Below are 19940 nucleotides of genomic sequence, written 5' to 3'. Positions count from 1 at the left end.
ATTGAAAGTAAAATTCAATGCTTTTTTAACGCGTATACGTAAACTCTCTCTTTAATGCAACGCTCTTACTTGTTGCAGTGGCCAAAATACCGCTTCACCTTTTCCAACAATTTGATCTTCTGAAATAAACCCAAACATGCGACTATCTTTTGAAACTTGACGATTATCTCCTAACACAAACACTTGACCTTCTGGAACTTTTGTTTTCCCAGTTTTTTGTTCTAATGTAAAATCAGGAGTTAATTTCCCTTTCGATACCTCGGCCTTATAATCTGCTAAATATGGTTCATCAACCGCTTTTCCATTCACGTACAATACGTCGTTTTTATATTCAATCGTATCTCCTGGTAAGCCAATTACTCGCTTCACTAAATCATATCCTTCTTTTCCATGAAAAACGATAATATCAAAACGATTTAATCCTTGTACATTAAAACCAATTTTATTTACAAGTACACGCTCGTTATTTTCTAAAGTAGGCATCATAGACTCACCTTGTACGAGTGAAGGAGTAAATAAAATACCACGTACAATTAAAGCGATTCCTAGTGTAATCCCTATTGTTTTAACCCATGAAACGATTTCTTTTTTCTTGCTTTTCTCCATCTTTTTCCCTCTTCTCTAGTATTATAATGATTTTGTTAATACCACTAAATCTTGTACAGATTTTTGATCTACTTCAGCAAAACAAGATTTACCTTCTCGGACTGCAGTACCAACATGTGCTTCTGAAATTCCTGTTTCGTTCAATAGTCGCTTTATATTTTCTTTTGTCACACCACTTCCAACAATGAGCTGAATATCCCCTTTACTTACTCTTTGCATTTCATGAAGCACAGGTATATTTTCTTCTATCGTCCCTTGACCACCAGAAGTTAAAATATGAGTTATCTTTTCAAAATTACGTAATGTTTTAACTGCACCAATAAGATCATCCACTTCATCTATCGCACGATGAAATGTGATGTTAATCCCATCTACAACAGATAATAAATTAGCTAATTTTTTTTCATCAATTTGATTCTGCTCATTTAATACACCTAAAACAACACCTGCTGCACCAAGTTCTTGTGCAATTAAAATATCTTCTTTCATCATTTCGATTTCTTCTGTTGTATATATAAATGACTTAGCATGGGGACGAATCATAACATGGATAGGTATGTTTGCTGCTTTCACCGCTGTTTTTATAAAAGCATAACTTGGCGTTAATCCACCTTCTGTATATGCTGAAATTAGCTCAATTCGATTTCCACCAGCTTTTTCAATTTGCTTCACATCTTCTAAACAAGTTGCAATGACTTCTAGCATGAAACTACCCCTTTTCGTACTTTTTCCACATTATTATACCGCAGCATAAATAAGAAACCTAGGTTTCTCATATAAAACATAAAAAAAGGAATTGAAAAGAAAGATTTCGAAACTCCTTAACAGATTTATTACTTTCTCAAAATTGTTACGTTTATCACATGAAGTCTGCGAATTCTATAAAACAGCTGATCTTCTTAAAAAATATCGGATAACTTTCACGCCTCATTTAAACTATCAACCCTTCCATAGATTTCTCTAAATATTATCGTACGAATAAATCTTATGTTGAGAAAAACAAAAATCCCTTTCATTTATTTCCATAATCTTTATATTTCTGTTATTCTTTTAATATAATTCAAAATTTTACCACAAATTATACAAGGGGGCTCATTATACGATGAATATGAAAGTTACAACATTGACAGCAGCAACTGTCGCAATCACTTCTCTTCTCCCATCAATTACTGAAGCGGATATGAAAACAGCTGCTGTACAACCAAAAAACAATGTAAAAATCGGATATGTAAAACTTGATAAAGTCCAACTATATCAAGAAAATACAACAAATGGTGATTCCCTTGGCAGTATTTCATACAATACACCTGTTACCATTCTCGAAACTACACGTGACTGGTATAAAGTAAACGCTCAAAACAAAATTGGTTACATACAAAAATCTAATTTATCTTTGGCGAAATTAAATCAACAGCGTAACCAACATATCGTAAATGCAAGCGCCTTAAACCTTCGTTCAGAACCAAGTATACAATCATCAATCCTTGACGTATTACCAAATGGGACATTTATCTCCGTTCAAGAAACACTTAATGACTGGTATCTCATCTCTTACAACGGAAAAATAGGATATGTAAAAAAAGAATTTATATCACATAACTCACAACCATTCGTTAAAGGAATCACTATACAAAATAATTCTTATTATGTTGCAATCCCTAAACTAAGGGTAAGAAATGGTGCAGGAACAAATACTGCTGTTATTGGTTCCTTGCAAAATGGGACACAAATACAAGTAGTAGGCACAGTAGGTACATGGTATAAAATTCATTTTGGCTCTGGATATGGATATGTTGCAAAGCAATATGTATTACAAAATAAGCAGCAAGAAAAGTCTACATCCCCTTCTATACCTGCTGTTTTTAAATTTCCAACACAAGGACAAGTTAGCTCAAACTTCGAAGTCAGATGGGGGCAAATGCATTATGGTGTCGATTTTACGTCAACTGGAGATAAGCCTATTCGTGCTGCAGCTGCTGGAAAAGTTATCAAATCCTACTATTCTAGTAGCTACGGAAACGTCGTATTCGTCACTCATTACATAAAAGGAAAATTATATACAACTGTTTATGCACATATGAAAAACCGATCTGTACAAGCTGGAGATCGTGTTCAAACTGGACAGGTGTTGGGGCAGATGGGGAATACTGGACATTCAACTGGGCAACATCTTCATTTCGAATTACATAATGGGGAATGGAATTTCGAAAAAACAAATGCCGTTGATCCACTTCCTTACTTAGTACGGTAACATCTTATGCTACGTAATATTCCATTACTCATTGAATACCTAGCTTTTTTCGGCCTAATCTGTTGTTTTATTATTTATGATACAAATATAATTTTTTTAAGTATGCTCATCCTATTTGTATGCTGTGAAATATTGCGAGAGATATATAAAATACGATTAAGAAAACACATTTCTCATCTATTTACATCACTCATTATTATCGTTTGTCTAATCACTAATTTAAAGGTTGATGGTCTATTTATATCGAGTATGTTCCCTATATTTTTTATAAGCGTTCTCCTTATCGTATCCCAATATATCTATGTACCTGAACATCACAAAAAAGAAGATAAAGAGGAAAAGATTATATAGTCTTTTCTGACATATACGTCCATACAAAAATAATTCTAAAATGAAATGCTATATATACAAAAAGCCACTTTTGAAATAATGATTCAAAAGTGGTTTTCTCTGCACAAATCATTTCGTTTTTATCCCGCATTAACGGATAGTAACACTCCCGCCTCAAAATTCAGTGAAAGCAAAGAAGTTAGGTGGGAGATGAATTGTCCGTAAAAGCCCGATTGGTGAGAGCTAATAATCAGTGGGGATAGCCCCCCACTGATTAAAGTTTTACTTTATAACTCCATACGGTTTAAGATATCTTTTAATGCTTTTAAGTCTTCAATCGTCAATGTGACACCTTTTCCCATTTTGTCATGCTCTGGTGCCCAATCACGCAGATCATATTTTGGCTCTTTTCCGTTCCAACTGATTAAATTAAGCTCTTTATTCCAACCTTTAGGTGACTGCGATAAAGTTCCAAAAGTTTCCTTAATATCAAATTTAATTTCCGCCACTGTTATTCCCCCTTTAAAATATATATTCCCTATCTAGATCTCCTACATTCTCTCATATCTATATCGATAGGGCTAATTTTCCACACATCTACCTCTGATTCATTATGAACTACACTGATTGTTTGAACTTAGCAGAACACCCTCAGCAATTCATCTTTCACTATAAAAAAGCTCCGGTGTATACCGAAGCCTTTTTTCATACTTACCGTTTATCAATTTTTGCAGCAATCCTATTCCCAATGAATTGAACAGATTGAACGAGGATAACAAGCATAAGTACCGTAACAATCATAACGTCTGTTTGGAAACGATAATATCCAAAACGAATTGCTAAATCGCCGACACCGTCTCCTCCAACAACACCTGCCATGGCTGAGTAGGAAATAAAACTTACTGTTAAAACTGTTAAGCTTAATACAAGGCCTGAACGTGCTTCAACGAGCAATACTTTCCACACAATTTGCAGTGGCGTCGCTCCCATTGCCTCAGCAGCTTCAATTACACCTTTTGGAACCTCACGTAATGCTTGCTCTACGAGTCTCGCAAAATAGGGAATGGCTGCTACTGATAAAGGAATCGTTGCAGCGATTGGACCAATTGTAGTTCCTAATAAGGTTCTTGTAAGTGGTACAAGAGCCACTAGTAAAATGATAAATGGAAATGAGCGAATAATATTTACAATGCCGTTTAAAATACGATGGACAATATTTTGTTCCAAAATTTGTCCTTTACTTGTAAAATATAAAATTACACCTAAAGGAGCACCTAAAATAATTGCTGCTCCAACTGAAAGTCCAACCATTAATAATGTTTGTAAAAGTGATGTCCAAATCTCTGGAAGCAGTGGGATAACATTATTGAACATGTGCAATGCCCCTCTCTTGTTCTATACCTAATAGAAGTTTTGCAATTTCTGTTGTTGGTTTTAGATGTTGGTCACGTAAGTGGAAGGATTCAATAACTTCTCCTTCTTCCATCACCGCTACTTTATTACAAATTTGTTTAATTACATTCATTTCATGCGTTACAATTACGATTGTAACTCCTAACTCTTTATTTATCTTTTGTAAAAATTGCAAAATAGATCGTGTCGTTTTCGGATCGAGTGCCGATGTCGGTTCATCACAAAGCAATACCTTGGGATCATTTGCTAATGCACGAGCAATCGCAACACGCTGTTTTTGTCCACCACTTAGTTGAGAAGGAAAATGATGCGCTTTATCACTTAAGCCAACAATCTCCAAGCACTCTCTTACACGTTTTTCTCTCTCTTCTTTTGAAACTGATTTCAATTCTAATGGTAAAGCAATATTATCCGATACGTTTTTATTATGAAGAAGATGAAAATGCTGAAAAATCATACCAATTGATTGTCTTGCTGTTCGTAAATCTTTCTTGGATAACTTTGTTAAATCTTTTCCATTTACAATAACTGCACCTGAATCTGGTTTTTCCAATAAATTCATTGTACGTAATAATGTAGACTTTCCAGCACCACTTAATCCAGCAATTCCATATATATCATGTTCCTCAATTTGCAGAGAGACTGATTTTACACCGTGAAATAAACCTTCTTTCGTCTGAAACGTTTTATTGATATCGCGTAGCGTTATCATTTTCACTCACTCCTTTTCAATTGATTTAAAAGCATCATCTGCTAGTAATGAGAGTGTTACATCATCCATCGGTGGATTGTGTAAACCAGCGCGAACATTTACATAATAGCGGTGCAGTGGATTCTTTTCAGATAAGCTTTTTGCCCCTACAATTCTCATTGTCTTATCAACAATTGATATCGCCGCATTCGTCGCAATATATTTCGCTGCTGCTAATTCCGCTTGTAAAGATTGTTTATTTTCCACCTCATCATATTTTTTCGCAACTTGGTATAAAAAAGTACGAGCTTGCAAGAGTTCCAGCTCTAATTCGCCTACTAATCTTCTAACGTTTGGAAGCAAACTAATTGGGTGATTTAAACTATTCGGTTGATATGCTTTCGCAAAATCAATCGCATAATTTCTTGCAGCCTGCGCAATCCCTAAATAACATGCTGGTATATGAAGTAACCATCCAATTCCTTTCGGTTTCGCCTGTGAACCTTTTACATCTGTAAAAAATTCATGTGGGATTTCAACATTCTGTAATACAAGATCATGGCTAGCCGTTCCACGCATCGCAACACTATCCCATGTCTCTTCAATCAACACACCCTTTTCATGTCTTGGAATCACAAATTCTCCTATCTCATCTCGCCCTTCAATGCTTGCAGATATGATGAAATAATCAAGTACGGGCGCCATCGTTGTGAACGTTTTTCTTCCGTTTATAATCCACTTGTCGCCTTTTTGTACAGCTAATGTTTCTGGTTTCCCTCCCCGAGTAGGACTCCCTGTCTTCGGTTCAGTTGCCGCCCTGTTAAAAAGGGCGCCTTTTTTTACTTCTTCACAAAACCAAGAAAACATCTCAGGTTTCCACGAGCGATTTTCCGCAAGTTCCTTCACAATTCCAAGATGCCATCCAATAGACAAAGCTGTTGCTCCATCTCCCTCTGCAATCTTCTCTTGAAATAAAACAAAATCATATAATGAAATCGCCTTCCCACCAAAATCCTTCGGAAGAGTTAATTTTGTATAACCAATACTTTGTAAGTCTTTAATATTTTCAAAAGGAAAAGAGCCTAGTTCACTCAGTTGATGTTCCCTTCCTGCAAATTGCGGAATGAATTCTGTTATCTTCTCCAATACGAGAACTTGTTCTTCTGTTTCTATAAATGATAATGTCATGTCAAGATCTCCTTTACTTTAAGTAGTCAGGAAGCACAAACCCTTCAAATTGTTCTTCAGACTGAATCATCTTTTTGAACTCTGGTGAATGGTACGCTTCAATTAAATCTTTCGCAAATTGTTTTTCTTTATCTTCATCACGAACCGTAACAATAATTCTATGTTGTGATGGTGTTTTTTCTAATTCCAGTGCCTCTTTTAACTTATGTCCAGATGAAATGACAAGGTTTCCGTTAATAATGCCGTAATCTAAATCTTTCATTGCCCTTGGGATTTGTGGTGATTCAAGTGGTACTAATTTGAAATCTTTCTTTTTAAACGTTATATCTTTTTCAGAGATTGTTAAAATATTTACATTTTCTTTTAATTTCACCCAGCCAATCCCTTCTAACATACGTAATGCCCGTTCTAAATTAACTGGATCATTTGGTACCCCAATCTTCATTCCATCTTTCAAATCATCTAATGATTTATGTTTTTCAGAGTATACACCTTGAGGTGCTGATGGAACTTGAATAATACTTGAAATTTTCGCATTATTTTCTTTTGCGTAAGATTTCATAAAAGCAGTACTTTGAAATATATTTGCATCAATATCCTTATTCGTTAATGCTGGATTTGTTTCGTTTGGTGAATTAAACTCAACAATTTTAATTTTGTACCCTTTTTTCTCTAAGTACGGTTGTACCCCTTTTTTCACTTGATCACTGTACGGACCAGGTGTAAAACCTAAACGAATTTCTTTTTGATCGCCCCCTGATGTCTGCGTGCAACCCGTAATGATAAATAAACTACATACAATACTTACAAGTGTAAAAAATAAACGTTTCATCCCTTCTCCTCCTACTAAAAAACAACCTTACATATTAAGAAGGTTGTCATCTTTTTTCCTTCTTATCTACTCGGAATTAGCACCTTTTTTATTACAGATAGGTTGCTGAAGCTTCATTGGGCCGTTCCCTCCACTTCTCTCGATAAGATTATATTTGATTATGCACTCTATTGTGTCACTATTCCGATGAAAATACAAGGTTTTTATTGAAAGTTTTTTCTATAATTTGTAAATTTATAGAAAATCCAAAGCATATTTGCATAAAGAAAAGGATAGACTCGTAGAACTACTCTACCTTTGTCTATCCTTTTCTTTATTTTTTAATCGCCTTTCAACATACGCAAAGGTAACGATGCAACATATCCAATATAAGAACATAATTCTTTAAAGAAAAATGGAATTTCCGTATCTAATGTTTTATATGCTGATGTTGGCGTTGGTGATGCATATGCATCTATCCCAATATGTTTCGCTATTCTCATCGCTCGCTTCATATGAAGAGGATCACTTACAATCGTATACGTATGTAAGCCATTATCAATTCCAACCTGTTTCGCATTCTTTAAATTATCTTCTGTAAAACGCGACTGTGTTTCAATTAATATATCTTCATCCTTTACGTTATGCTTTAATGCATACGCTTTCGCAGTACGTGCTTCTTCCTGCTCTGCTTCAAATTTAGTACCACCTGTAAAAATAATTTTTTTAATACTTCCATTCTTATACAAAGAAATCGCATGATTGATTCTTTCACGAAATACAGGAGATGGTTTTCCGTTCCAAGAAGCTGCTCCTAGTACAATAGCAGCATCTGTATCCACCTCATCCGTTTTAAAGCGATAACTCCAAATATCGTAAGCTGCATAACTTACAAATAGAATGATAGAACTAACCATAAGCAAGAACACTTGCAAGACTCTTCTTTTTTTACTTTTCTTATTTTGTTTCATTTGTACTGGCCTCCGTGCATTATCCATACTTCTAAAAAATAATCTATTTTAAATCATTATATTTGAGTTCATTTGAAAGAAGGCACTTTTCTCAACAATTGATTCGTGCTATAAAGGGTTTTCATTCAAATAGAGGATTTTTAATTTACTATTTTTTGTGGTTCATATTTTATGAATTTAATTTATGTACAAAATTTCTCATACAACTCCATTGTAACGAATTTTTTCACAGAAGGGAATGATGAAACAAAAGTATATAAAAGAAGTAATCATTTTGTAAGAAAAAGAGGTATATTTTTCCCTCTTAGGGACGTATACCTCTTCCACTTCACTTTACAATCCAATATTTCATATGTTGTTCTTCAAGCACACATGTAAAACCGGCTTTTTCTAACACTCTACTTGAAGCGGCATTACTCGTTAAACAATCCGCTTGAATTGTTTGTACTTCTTCAGTCTGCTGCAACCATTTTACAAACGCACGCGCCATTTCAGTCGCATAACCATTTCCTTGATAATTTGATACGATACTATATCCAATCTCCACTGTACCAGTTGAATCCGGTGCACCTTTACAGCCCATTTCACCAATAATGATATTGTCTTCCTTATGAATAATGAGTCCACTCCACTTACTTTGCTTTGGATTTTTCCGTAAACCTTCCGCAACCCATGGTAAAATATCTTTATAATCAGGCATTGGCCATTCTAAAGATATTTTATATGGTATGATTTCTTGCAGCTCTTCTCTGCCTTTTATCGTTGCCTCAACAAGTTCTAATGTAAAAGGAATCATCTTTAGTCTTTTTGTTTCAATATTTGTCATGTTTGCCTCCTATTTATACAGGTCCATTTTGTACCGCATATTGCAATAACATGTACTTACATTCCGTATTCATACTTGTTCGTTGTACACTCGGATGATACCAAGTTTGGCCGAGTTCAACCGTTTTGTTATTATTTGAAATACTGTACAAACGTGTACTGCCTACAACTTCATTCGTTTTTTGATCTATAACAACAAATGGTAAATCCGTTCCCTTTTCATATCGTTTTACTGCCGTTTCAACATATCGCTCCATATCTTGATAGCTATCCATTTTAGCTATTAAATACGTCCATATTTCTTTATTCCCTTCCACAATTGAAAATAATTTTTCGGCATCATTTGTATCTATTAATCGTAACATTGCTCGTTCATTTGTTATTTGCATGAACAATTCCCCTTTTCTATGTATCTAGCTGTATTATAAATAAAATTTCAAACGAACACCTCCACAATATGAATCACATTATTGATTTCTCTGTGCTTCTTTAAACTCTTCCTTAATTTGATCAAGCGTTCCTTCTTCTGTAATTAATCGATATGCTGCATACGCTAATGCTTTTGCGGATGTAACTAATGCTTTATCGCCAAGTTCCGAACGAGCTGCTTCTCTAAATTCATTCGTATGTGCAACTAAATTATCCGGCCCAATTTTAATATAAGGATGAACCGTTGGTACGACTTGACTCACATTTCCTGCATCTGTTGAACCGATTCCAAGTCTCTCTTTACGATTTACATTTTCACCAAGGTTTTCTAATTCCTCCGCAACCACTTCATTAAATGTTTTTGTCACTAATAGTTCATCGATTTCATTTTGAAACTGATTAATTTTTACTGTTGTTCCTGTTGCTAGCGCTGCACCTTGCGCAATATTTCGTACTTTTTCAGTTACTTCAGCACATCTTTTACGTGTTGCTGCGCGAATAAAGAAACGTGCCGATGCGTAATCTGGAATAATATTTGGTGCCTTCCCTCCTTCTGTAATGACACCATGAATTTTCACATCTGATGGAAGTTGTTGGCGAAGTGCATTAATGCCATTATAAAGCTGAATAATTGCATCTAACGCATTAATTCCTTCTTCTGGGGAAGCAGCCGCATGTGCAGACTTTCCATAAAAATGAAAATCAAGTGGATCAACTGCTAGTGAAGGACTTGTCGTTGCTGTTTTTCCGCTAGGGTGAATCATAAGTGCTGCATCAATATTGTTAAACAAACCTGCTTTCACATAACTTGCTTTTGCGCTTCCATTCGGCCCACCTTCTTCTGCTGGTGTCCCAAATACAACGATTTCACCACCAATTTCTTCAATTGTTTCCGATAATGCAATCGCTGCCGCAACGCTTATTGTGCCAATTAAATTATGACCACACGCATGGCCTAATCCAGGCAAAGCATCATACTCCGCTAAAAAGGCAATTATGGGTCCTTGTTTCCCTGAACTTTTCCGTGCGATAAATCCTGTTTCATGCCCTGCTATATTGTGCTGAAGCTGAAATCCTGCACTCCCTAAAAGTAAACTTAATGTTCTAGATGCAAAGAATTCTTGATTTCCAATTTCAGGATTCGCATGTATATCATGACTTGTTTGTAAGTATTTTTCTTTATTTCTTTCTATACTTTCAGTAATGCTATTTCGGTGTGACGTTACTTGTGTTGTTCCCATTTCCCTATTCCTCCTTTAAATTTGCACATAAAAAAGCCTCTTTCCAAAAGATAGAAAGAGGCTTAAAAAATACAGATTCAAAAATGGCCTTCTTTCTTATCTTTCAAGTCTTTCACTTGCTGGAATTGGCACAGTATTCATATCGAATCCGCTGCCGAGGTTTCATAGGGCCAGTCCCTCCACCTCTCGTGATAAGAAAATCATTTTTATTTTCATAAAATTGCATTAAATTATTTTCATTCTAGTTTTATTCCGACTAAATGTCAAGGAATTACGATCCGATTTTAACGAATATCTAAAAAACCTTTTAAAACGCCAATCGTTTCAGGTGCATGCATTCTCGCACTTATAAAAGGGAATTCCGGACTTCCTTCAAACATCATTTGCGATGTTAACGGAGCACCTACCCAAAAGATTTCATCATCAATACATACAAATGGGAGTGATTTATTTTGCCTTTGTACTCTCACATTTTTTAATGGAATTGGTCCATCGCTATAGATTGTTACTTGCGCTGTTGTACGCATTAACGCCTGCCATACCCTTTTATCTACTTGTCTTGTACTTGGAAGCGAAATAATAATTTTTTGTTTTGCTGACAGAATGTCTTTTAATAATGCTTTCGTCTCTTCCAAATTCATTTGCATAAACCATCTCAAGCGTTTTGTAATTTTTCGTTCTAACAATGGACGCGATGTTGTACGATCATATACATTTCCGTGTCTTTCTATGTGAGCAGTTAAGTGAGATAGCGCTTGTTTTCTAGAAAGGTTTTTCCGCATATACTGACAATCCGATAACTGGATGAACTTCCCTCTTGCCCTTGATACTGCAACGTTTACAAGACGATGATTCTTATGATCAAAGAATAACACGCCAGGGCGCTCTTGCGGATAACTATCTACCGTATCAAATATCATCATGTCTCGTTCAGATCCTTGAAATTTATGAACTGTCGCTGCTAGAACAGGTGTATTTCGATACTTTGTTTTTTGCAATACTTCTCTTATAAATGTTGATAAGAACCGAGACTGTGCCCGATATGGCGTTACAACTCCAATCGATTGCACCCCATCTAATAATCCAATTAAGATCATTTGCATTGCAACTAAACCGGACATAATATTAAAACGAGAACCAGAAGCGGCATCTTTTAAAGAATAAGCTCCCATTAAACTTGTATCAAACAGAGCTGTCGCTTCATTTGCAAACGGCTGTAATTTCGCTAATTCTTGCCTTGCCGAAACAGAAGGATGGTCGAACACTCTATTCTTATAAATAAATGAGTTTGTAAATTTAGATATATCTGCATGCATACGTCTTTGTTCTTGCAACATAAATAAATTCGGATGCTTTTCATAACTATTTACCGATTGCACAATCCCCGCATGATAAAACATATCTTCCCCGAGCCACTTTCTAACAAGCTCATGATTTGCCATCGTAATTGGAGGTAACTGTAAAAAATCACCACAAACGACAATTCGCTTACCAAGAGAAGCAGCTAATGCGATTTGTGGCACATATGCCATACTCACTTCATCTACAACAACTAAGTCAAATGTTCGTTCATAAACAAGAGAATCAATTGCGCATTTAGATAGCGTTGCACCAATTACCTGTGCATTTTCAATATATTCTCTTTCTACCTCTTTAATTTTCGCTCTTTGCTTTCTGAGATCGCCTTCAATTTCTTGTATACGTTTCTTATCAGAAGCAGTCGCCTTATAAGATAAGATTTTTTGACGTAAATCTTGGCGCATTTCCTCTAAATAGAGCTTTTCTTCTCCCCATGACCCATTCGTTGTTTCCACTAATCTAGAAGCAAGCAACGTTTCATGGTTACGTATATGTTCATGTTGACTAAATCCATACCGGACGATTTCTCCTGGTGTCCATTTTTCTTTCTTTTCGATTTGCTTTGTTACTTCACTCATTAATACATCAACTGCCGCATTACTGTGAGCAAGTACAAGTACTGATTTTCCTTTTTGATAATGAGCCGAGATAATGCGTGATAAGTTATAAGATTTCCCTGTTCCAGGCGGTCCCCAAACATATGTTGTCGGATTATAAAAAGAACGATATGCAAGTTCATTCTTCGGATTTTTCATCTTTTCAATATGCTTTGGCGCACTCTTTCCATCCAAAAGACGTTTTACACGCTGACGCTTTTGCTTATCTTTTCGAACTTCTTTCAACCGCTCTTGTAATTGCTCTAATAACTGCCATGGTTCACTATATAAAATCGCTTCTCTTATTTCGCCTTGTATATAATCATTTAATTTCAGTTCGATTTCTAATCCATGTACAGATAGCACTTCTCCTGTTGCTTCCTCACCATCAAATTCAATTCGGATTGGTGTACCATCAGGTAAGCTTACTTCCGAAATAAGCTGAAATACATACACTGTACTCTCATAATCTGTATATAAAAAACGGCCATTTATAATAGATAGCTTACTACCGCCTATCGTTTTCCAATGTTTAATCTCATATGCTAACGCCTGATGCCACTCTTTCATCGTTTCCGTTAATGAAGGAGTTTGCGAAGTTGTATTCATATAATAATTTCCTTCCTTCTCTCCAAACATACTTTCTCACTATATCATAGAACGTCATAAAATTTGCAAGGTTTTTATCTTGCTTATTTTCTTAATTTTCAATATTATGATACATATGAAATTTATGGAAATAAGAAATCAATATGCCAGTAAGAAGAATAGAACACGTTGGAATCATGGTTTCCAACTTAGAAACATCTATTTCATTTTATGAAGAAGTAGTTAGACTAAAACTTATCAAACGTATGGGACATCCAAATCCAAACTTACAACTTGCTTTTTTAGGTGTAGAAGAATCACAAGAAACAATTTTTGAATTAATTGAAGGCTATAACCCTTCTCTTCCAACAGGAGGAAAAGTACACCATATTTGCTTCAAAGTAGATTCATTGGAAGAGGCAATTGAAACATCGCCTGATGGAACACGTTACATTTTCTTCTCTGGTCCTGGTGGGGAATGGATTGAGTTTTTTGAGACGGGGAGGTAATTATACTTCTTTTCATTCATAGCCAATAAAAAATCAGCACCACATATTTCGGTGCTGATTTTTTATTTTAGGAAAATAGCGATGTATTCGCATATAAAGCAGGTGAACCACCTGAATGTACAAATAAAACATTATCTTCCTTCTTAAATGTACCTTTTCGGATTAAGTCTATCAGTCCAGCTCCTGCTTTCCCTGTATATACTGGATCCAGTAAAATTCCTTCTGTTTTTGCTAAAAGCTGAACAGCTTCTACCATTTCAGGTGTTGGTAAAGCGTATCCTGGCCCAACGTATTCATCAAAACATGTCACGGCCTCACGCGGAATACTGTTTAGAATATCAACATGCGCTGAAGTTTCTTGCACAAGCTTACATACCTTTTCTTCTTGTTCAGCTTTTCCGCGGCTCACATTCATTCCAATTACCGGGATCCCTGTTTGTCTTCCATAAAATCCAGTAATCAAACCAGCATGCATGCCACCGCTACCACTTACACAAACAACCGCATTGAAATCTATCCCTTGCTCAAACGATTGAGCCATAATTTCCTCTGCACATGCAATATATCCCATTGCACCGGTAGGATTGGATCCTCCAACTGGAATGACGTATGGTGTATGCCCTTTTTCAGTTACTTCTTTGACCACTTTTTGCATCTCATCCATAAGGTCAGTTCCGTTTGGCACAACGATTACATTTTCAGCACCTAATAAATGATATAAGAAGTAATTCCCATTAAAGTCTGGTTTTTCTTCTGGTTCAAGTCCTTCTTCTAATACAAGAATGCATTTCATTTTCTCTTTTACCGCAGCCGCTAATGTTAATCGGCAATGATTGGACTGAATACCGCCAGCAGTAATTAACGTATCTGCACCTTTCGCCTGTGCATCCGCCACAAGGAATTCTAATTTTCTTGTTTTATTTCCACCAGCTGTTAAACCAAGTAAATCATCTCGTTTAAAGTAAATAGAAGGTCCTCCTAGGACTTCAGAAAAGTGATTTAATTTTTCGATTGGCGTATATGATTCTGTGTATTTCTTTCTAGGAAACYTCGCTAAATTCATACTAACTCTCCTTATTTACTCTTTATCTAAAATTAAAATGGTAATTCAAATATCCATCAAGCATTATCTGTTCACTAATCATAACTCTTACACTTTTATTAGAAAAGTCTTCAGTAACCAAACAACCCTAATGGATTTTTAGCCTKAATTATTTTCAGGAAACATTTCTCAGTATACTTGATTCATCGTAGTAAAGCGACTCTAATGATTTAAAAAACATGATTCCCCCTAACATTTCACTCACTTTTTTATAAACGCACAAAAAAGAGCTTTATCATAACATAAAAGCCCTTTTTATATAGAAGATATACATTATTACTTTCATACTACTTTTCTAAACTATTTATTAGCTGAAAAATGAACAATCTGTGTTAAACCTGGATGTAAATTCATTTCTCCTTTATGGCGCACATATACCGTTTGATCCCTTTCAAATTTTGGAGGATTCCCCGCATTATATGTATGCCCTTCGTTTGTTCCTTCTATAGAATATTCCATGTACTCTGTTGCACCGACAAGAATATTCTTTTTATCATCAGCTATTACATCGAGTTCCATTTGCGTCATTTCCCCATCATGAATAAATCGCTTTATCACGCTTCAGACAGCGTTCGCAAAATAAAACTGTACCCAGAGAGCCGCATTTAAAATCCACGATATAACATGTCGGTAAGTTATATCCCTTAATAGGGGACGTAAGGTTTGATGAGGGGAAACTCGAAATAGGTTTCCTTGCTTTATCTTTGTTAACCTGTTAATAAGGTACTTTTTCTTTTTATCACTAATTTATACACTATAAAGACGCAAATTCCAAAGATAAGAGTTGAACAGGCTGGTAAAATCTTATCATTTGGCACGTATACGCTCCAAAAGGAATTCATAAGTGCATGGAAAACTAGACACATAAAAATACTTTTAGTTGCATTGTAAATTGTAGTATATATGAAGGATACGGCAATTATCGTGATTATAAAGTATATAAAGTTTATTTGAGTCTGGTTAGTGCCTGGAATGAACCATAACGGCAGGTGCCAAACAGCCCATATTATGCTCACAATCATGGTGCTTAAAAATGAAGAAAACCTTTTTTGAAGTGCAGGTTGCAAGAATCCCCTCCATCCGATTTCCTCAACTCCACCACCAATAATCATTATTGGAAAATTAAGTAATGCAACGTATAATGGCTTTTGCATCGTTGCCCCACCAAATAGCGTTGGCAGATAACAGCTAATAAAAGCTAGAACAATGATCAGAATATACCATGCAAAATGATGTTTAGCGTTAACAATGTTTTTGATAAAAACTCTAAACTCCTCTTTTGATCCATATTTTTTCTTTAAACTAATTGCACTAATTGCTGGCATGATACCTCCGAAAACAAACAATATCATTGCTAATGGAGTACCGAATATGGTAATGTCCCATTTTATCAAGCTAATTAATAGTCCCCAGAGTATCCATGTAAATATGAACGTGCATATTAAATATCGTTTCATATCATTATTCATATACCTATCCCTCTTTGTCGTGATTAGATTTTAAAATGAATATAGCTTGGTACATAAAAAGATTTATATGTATTGTAAACGTTTATTCCTACTGTATCTTATAACTTTTGAATATGCGTATCTTTAAAATCCGTTTGATATTTAAGACCATATCCGAACAGACGATCCATTCCAATATGAGCTGTCCAAATTAAGCCAATCAAAATCAGTAATATTGATACTATGTAAGTATGAAACAGGTTATAAATCTGCGCACCAATACGATTATTAATAAGATATGCTAGCATTGAAACATCAGGTACTAAAAGCAACAAGAAGAATATGAACCAGCTAAATTCATTTAATGCATATATATAAATGGTCGCTATTAAGACAATAAGCCCTTCCATATGTATGATTTTTTTCTCCATATTTTATCCTCCTCCTCTATAAAAAAACGGAATAATAAGACTATTATAACATTTAATTCCAAAACCAGTCTAAACGAATTATCATGTACAAAAAAGCACAGGAATCCACCCTGTGCYTTTTCTTATAATACCTATACTAACTTTCCGTCACGTAATGTTAAAATACGATCACATACATCCAGCATTCTTTCATCATGCGTAATCATAATTGCTGCTTTTTGACTTTCTTTCACTTCTCGTTTCATCATTTCGACAACTTCGCGTCCGCGTTTTGAATCAAGGCTTGCTGTTGGTTCATCCGCTAATATTAAATCCGGATTATTCATGAAAGCACGAGCAATTGCAACCCTTTGTTTTTCTCCGCCAGATAATTGATTTGGATAATGATTTTTTCTCTGAGATAGTCCAAATGCAGCTAACAAATGATCGACACGCTTTTCAGATTCTTTTCGGTCTTCTTTCTTTAATTTTGCAATGTAGAGTAATTGTTCTTTTACATTTAAATAGGGAACAAGATTTGCAAACTGAAAAATGAACCCGATTTTTCTTAAACGAATATCTGTCATTTCCTTTTCTGATAAACGCGTAATATTTTGTTCACGAATGTAAATATTTCCTTTTGATGGTGATAATAAAGCACCAGCAATTGATAACAAAGTACTTTTCCCTGATCCAGAAGGGCCAACAATACCGATAAACTCTCCCGCCTTCACATTAAGTGAAATTGGATGTAGAGCAGTTACCTCTGTATCCCCTTCTCCGTACACTTTACTAACTTCCTCTAATTTTAATAGCGATGTCATTACATGCCACCTCCAATTGCTTCTAGTGCATCAACTTTTAATACCTGATATAAGGAAATAAGTGTTCCAAGAATACTAATTACAATAAAGATTCCTGCATATTGACCAATCATTGTCGTTGTTAATAAAAACGGCATGCTTTCTGGCAATATTCTTTGCAAACCTTCTACGAGTACAATACTTATCGCCATTGCGACAACAGATAGGAATAATGCTTGCACAACTAAACTATTTGCTAAATACGAATTTTTTGTTCCAATCGCTTTTAGTACACCTAATTGTTGTGTTTTTTGTAGTGTAATGACATAGAAGAACACACCGATTAATAAAGCAGCAATCACAAGCAAGAACGCAATAATCATTGTTAATGTTCCTTGTTCTTCTTTATACCCTGGGATACTTTGAAGAACTTCTTTTTTCTCAATCACATGTGCATTTTTCACTTCTTTATCCGTACGAAGTGCAATTGCACTATAGTCCTTTTGATTTGGCTGCGCAATTTGTCCCCATACATCTTGATTCACATAAACAACAGGTGTGTGACTAAACATTTGATCTTTCGTAAAGCCAACGATTTTGAATTCTTTTTTAGAAACAGGATCGATAATTGTATCTCCAATATCTATGCCTTTTTCTTTAATCGATTCGTCAGCAACCATTTCATCTTGTGCTGTTCCTAATGCGTTCCCTTGTACAATCTTTGGTTCCAAGAACGTGTCACGTTCGCTTGCAAAAATCGCAATATCAACCTTTTTTGAACTATCCTTCTTTTCATACGTAGAAACTTTCACATGAAATGGCACAGCATCGTTTGCATCTACTTGCCCTACTACATCATCCACATCTTCTTTCTTTATTTGTGAACGGAGTAATTTATTTTCCGCATCATCTGCTAATACAAATTTTGTTGCATCCATATTTTGAATGGAAGAGGCATTATCATACGATAAACCATTTGCTAACCCAGAAATTACAAGGACTAAAAATGATAATAAAACCATAATAAGCCCGATTAATCCATATCTTAATTTTGATTGTTTTAATTCACGTAGAGCTAAAAACATTTCGCTCGCTCCTTCCTCTTTCTTTCTTTCTATGTACTCATCTTAAAAAAGAAATATGAACGGAATATGAACAAAAGATTACAGAAAAAATGGACATATTAAAAAACCGAAATTTTTTACTGCTATTTTTAGGAAGAATTTTCACAAACATCGGGGATAGCTTGTATTACGTAGCAGCGATGTGGCTCGTATATAAACTTGGTGGCAATGCCTTTCACACGGGTTTAGCAGGTTTTGTTACACTATTACCTTCTGCGTTTCAATTTCTTACTGGCCCATTCGTTGATAGATGGTCAATAAAAAACACTCTCATCATTACACAAATTTCACAATGTATTCTAATTCTAATCATCCCTATTACATACTACTTCGACATGTTATCAATCCAACTTGTACTCATCATTATGCCAATCGTAGCTTTTATTGAACAATTCACATATCCCGTACAAACAAAGACTTTACCTCTTCTATTGAATAAAACACAATTATTAAAAGGAAATTCCCTCTTCTCATTTTCCTATCAAGGGATCGATTTAATTTGTACTGCTGTTTCAGGCATCCTAGTAGCAAGTTTAGGGGCTATTGTTCTATACCTCGTAGACTCCTTCACATTTGCCATTACTGCACTGTTATTTAGTTTATTAAATATACCAGCTCATAAAGAAGATGCATCTTCTTTTGACAAAAGCTAAATCTGCCATTATCATCAAYTCGAACTTATTTATGGGAGTGATAAAGATGAAAATTTATGTTGATGCAGATGCTTGTCCGGTAAAAGATATTATTATCTCTGAAGGTACGAATGCTGAAATTCCTGTTCTCCTTGYTACTAGCTTTTCTCATTTTTCTAATGCGGAACAACCATCAGGGGTGGAAAAGATTTATGTTGATTCTGGAGCAGATGCTGCAGATTATCGGATTATGAAGTTAGCAGCAAAAGGAGATATAATCGTTACGCAAGATTATGGTCTTGCTTCGCTAGGTTTAGCAAAAGGATGTACGGTTCTTCACCATAATGGGTATAGCTATACAAATGAAAACATTGACCAATTGTTGCAAACACGTTATTTGAGTGCAATGGCTCGAAAAAGCGGAAAGCGTACAAAGGGGCCAAAACCATTTACATCAGAAGATAGGGAGAAATTTAGGGAGCTTTTTAAAAGAGCGATTTCACTTTAAAAATGAACCGTTCATTTTTAAGGAAAACCTAGAAAAATAATATTGTGACAAGTATTTCAGTTCTTTTTTTAGCATTACACTACACTCACATTACACTACACTCAC

Annotated in this window: 19 protein-coding genes, 3 pseudogenes and 2 riboswitches; of the genes and pseudogenes, 4 read left to right on the top strand and 18 right to left on the bottom strand. The window is 35.2% G+C overall.

The window, feature by feature from the left end:
• Positions 1-51: 51 nt before the first annotated feature.
• Together lepB and AC1DIT_RS17575 are read right to left on the bottom strand one after the other, a co-directional pair.
• Positions 52-606: a signal peptidase I gene (gene lepB / locus AC1DIT_RS17580; protein WP_016115323.1), complete on the bottom strand. Its 555-nt coding sequence runs from the start codon at positions 604-606 to the stop codon at positions 52-54.
• A 21-nt stretch (positions 607-627) separates the two neighbouring features.
• The gene (locus AC1DIT_RS17575; protein ID WP_016115324.1) at positions 628-1311 is read right to left on the bottom strand and encodes a copper homeostasis protein CutC; all 684 of its coding nucleotides are present in this window, start codon (positions 1309-1311) and stop codon (positions 628-630) included.
• Positions 1312-1708: 397 nt separating this feature from the next.
• Here AC1DIT_RS17575 and AC1DIT_RS17570 point away from each other — a divergent pair, with 397 nt between their 5' ends.
• Positions 1709-2857, top strand: a complete 1149-nt coding sequence (locus AC1DIT_RS17570; RefSeq protein WP_016115325.1) for an SH3 domain-containing protein — start codon at positions 1709-1711, stop codon at positions 2855-2857.
• A gap of 617 nt (positions 2858-3474) precedes the next feature.
• On the opposite strand, the gene AC1DIT_RS17565 is transcribed toward AC1DIT_RS17570, so the two are convergent.
• The 10 genes and pseudogenes from AC1DIT_RS17565 to AC1DIT_RS17520 all read right to left on the bottom strand — a co-directional run bounded on the left by AC1DIT_RS17565 (position 3475) and on the right by AC1DIT_RS17520 (position 13350).
• Positions 3475-3696 (bottom strand): YdbC family protein, encoded by a 222-nt coding sequence (locus AC1DIT_RS17565; protein WP_016115326.1) that lies wholly within the window; start codon positions 3694-3696, stop codon positions 3475-3477.
• A 202-nt stretch (positions 3697-3898) separates the two neighbouring features.
• Positions 3899-4561, bottom strand: a complete 663-nt coding sequence (locus tag AC1DIT_RS17560) for a methionine ABC transporter permease (RefSeq protein WP_016133046.1) — start codon at positions 4559-4561, stop codon at positions 3899-3901.
• Positions 4551-5312, bottom strand: a complete 762-nt coding sequence (locus AC1DIT_RS17555) for a methionine ABC transporter ATP-binding protein (RefSeq protein ID WP_016115328.1) — start codon at positions 5310-5312, stop codon at positions 4551-4553. Before AC1DIT_RS17555 ends, AC1DIT_RS17560 begins: the two co-directional genes overlap by 11 nt.
• Positions 5313-5318: 6 nt before the next feature.
• Positions 5319-6479, bottom strand: coding sequence for an acyl-CoA dehydrogenase family protein (locus AC1DIT_RS17550; protein WP_016115329.1), 1161 nt, complete (start codon positions 6477-6479; stop codon positions 5319-5321).
• A 13-nt stretch (positions 6480-6492) separates the two neighbouring features.
• Positions 6493-7311: a MetQ/NlpA family ABC transporter substrate-binding protein gene (locus tag AC1DIT_RS17545; protein WP_016115330.1), complete on the bottom strand. Its 819-nt coding sequence runs from the start codon at positions 7309-7311 to the stop codon at positions 6493-6495.
• Between the two features lie 59 nt (positions 7312-7370).
• Positions 7371-7460: riboswitch (SAM riboswitch) on the bottom strand.
• A gap of 171 nt (positions 7461-7631) precedes the next feature.
• On the bottom strand, positions 7632-8261 hold the full coding sequence (locus AC1DIT_RS17540; RefSeq protein ID WP_016115331.1) for a YdcF family protein: 630 nt from the start codon (positions 8259-8261) through the stop codon (positions 7632-7634).
• A 328-nt stretch (positions 8262-8589) separates the two neighbouring features.
• Positions 8590-9087 (bottom strand): GNAT family N-acetyltransferase, encoded by a 498-nt coding sequence (locus tag AC1DIT_RS17535; protein ID WP_016115332.1) that lies wholly within the window; start codon positions 9085-9087, stop codon positions 8590-8592.
• 28 nt (positions 9088-9115) lie between these two features.
• Positions 9116-9475 (bottom strand): annotated as a pseudogene (locus tag AC1DIT_RS17530) (GNAT family N-acetyltransferase); the annotation flags it as partial.
• A 78-nt stretch (positions 9476-9553) separates the two neighbouring features.
• Positions 9554-10756 carry a M20 family metallopeptidase gene (locus AC1DIT_RS17525; RefSeq protein WP_016115334.1) on the bottom strand — a complete coding sequence of 401 codons (1203 nt, stop codon included), beginning with the start codon at positions 10754-10756 and terminating at the stop codon, positions 9554-9556.
• A gap of 93 nt (positions 10757-10849) precedes the next feature.
• A riboswitch (SAM riboswitch) is annotated at positions 10850-10954 on the bottom strand.
• An 86-nt stretch (positions 10955-11040) separates the two neighbouring features.
• Positions 11041-13350 carry an AAA domain-containing protein gene (locus AC1DIT_RS17520; RefSeq protein WP_016133048.1) on the bottom strand — a complete coding sequence of 770 codons (2310 nt, stop codon included), beginning with the start codon at positions 13348-13350 and terminating at the stop codon, positions 11041-11043.
• Positions 13351-13463: 113 nt separating this feature from the next.
• On the opposite strand from AC1DIT_RS17520, the gene AC1DIT_RS17515 reads away from it, so the two are divergent.
• A complete protein-coding gene (locus AC1DIT_RS17515) occupies positions 13464-13808 on the top strand; it encodes a VOC family protein (protein ID WP_016133049.1) in 345 nt (114 codons plus the stop codon).
• Between the two features lie 67 nt (positions 13809-13875).
• Here AC1DIT_RS17515 and cuyA read toward each other — a convergent pair whose 3' ends face one another.
• From cuyA to AC1DIT_RS17485, 6 genes and pseudogenes are all read right to left on the bottom strand, one after another.
• A complete protein-coding gene (gene cuyA, locus AC1DIT_RS17510; protein ID WP_476998322.1) occupies positions 13876-14871 on the bottom strand; it encodes a D-cysteate sulfo-lyase in 996 nt (331 codons plus the stop codon).
• A 339-nt stretch (positions 14872-15210) separates the two neighbouring features.
• Positions 15211-15462, bottom strand: a pseudogene (locus AC1DIT_RS17505) (DUF4073 domain-containing protein); the annotation flags it as partial.
• A gap of 155 nt (positions 15463-15617) precedes the next feature.
• The gene (locus AC1DIT_RS17500; protein ID WP_016133052.1) at positions 15618-16379 is read right to left on the bottom strand and encodes a CPBP family intramembrane glutamic endopeptidase; all 762 of its coding nucleotides are present in this window, start codon (positions 16377-16379) and stop codon (positions 15618-15620) included.
• Between the two features lie 98 nt (positions 16380-16477).
• The gene (locus AC1DIT_RS17495) at positions 16478-16789 is read right to left on the bottom strand and encodes a DUF4260 domain-containing protein (RefSeq protein WP_016133053.1); all 312 of its coding nucleotides are present in this window, start codon (positions 16787-16789) and stop codon (positions 16478-16480) included.
• A gap of 131 nt (positions 16790-16920) precedes the next feature.
• Positions 16921-17592, bottom strand: coding sequence for an ABC transporter ATP-binding protein (locus AC1DIT_RS17490; RefSeq protein WP_016115343.1), 672 nt, complete (start codon positions 17590-17592; stop codon positions 16921-16923).
• On the bottom strand, positions 17592-18656 hold the full coding sequence (locus AC1DIT_RS17485) for an ABC transporter permease (protein WP_016115344.1): 1065 nt from the start codon (positions 18654-18656) through the stop codon (positions 17592-17594). Before AC1DIT_RS17485 ends, AC1DIT_RS17490 begins: the two co-directional genes overlap by 1 nt.
• Positions 18657-18745: 89 nt before the next feature.
• Between AC1DIT_RS17485 and AC1DIT_RS17480 the strand changes: the two are divergent.
• Positions 18746-19333: pseudogene (locus AC1DIT_RS17480) on the top strand (MFS transporter); the annotation flags it as partial.
• 61 nt (positions 19334-19394) lie between these two features.
• Positions 19395-19835 (top strand): YaiI/YqxD family protein, encoded by a 441-nt coding sequence (locus tag AC1DIT_RS17475; RefSeq protein ID WP_476998321.1) that lies wholly within the window; start codon positions 19395-19397, stop codon positions 19833-19835.
• Positions 19836-19940: the final 105 nt, after the last annotated feature.

It is taken from the genome of Bacillus sp. 05T22 (genome assembly GCF_056396765.1).
Note: the sequence above shows the minus strand (reverse complement) of the source record. Positions and strands in the feature narration are given on the sequence as shown.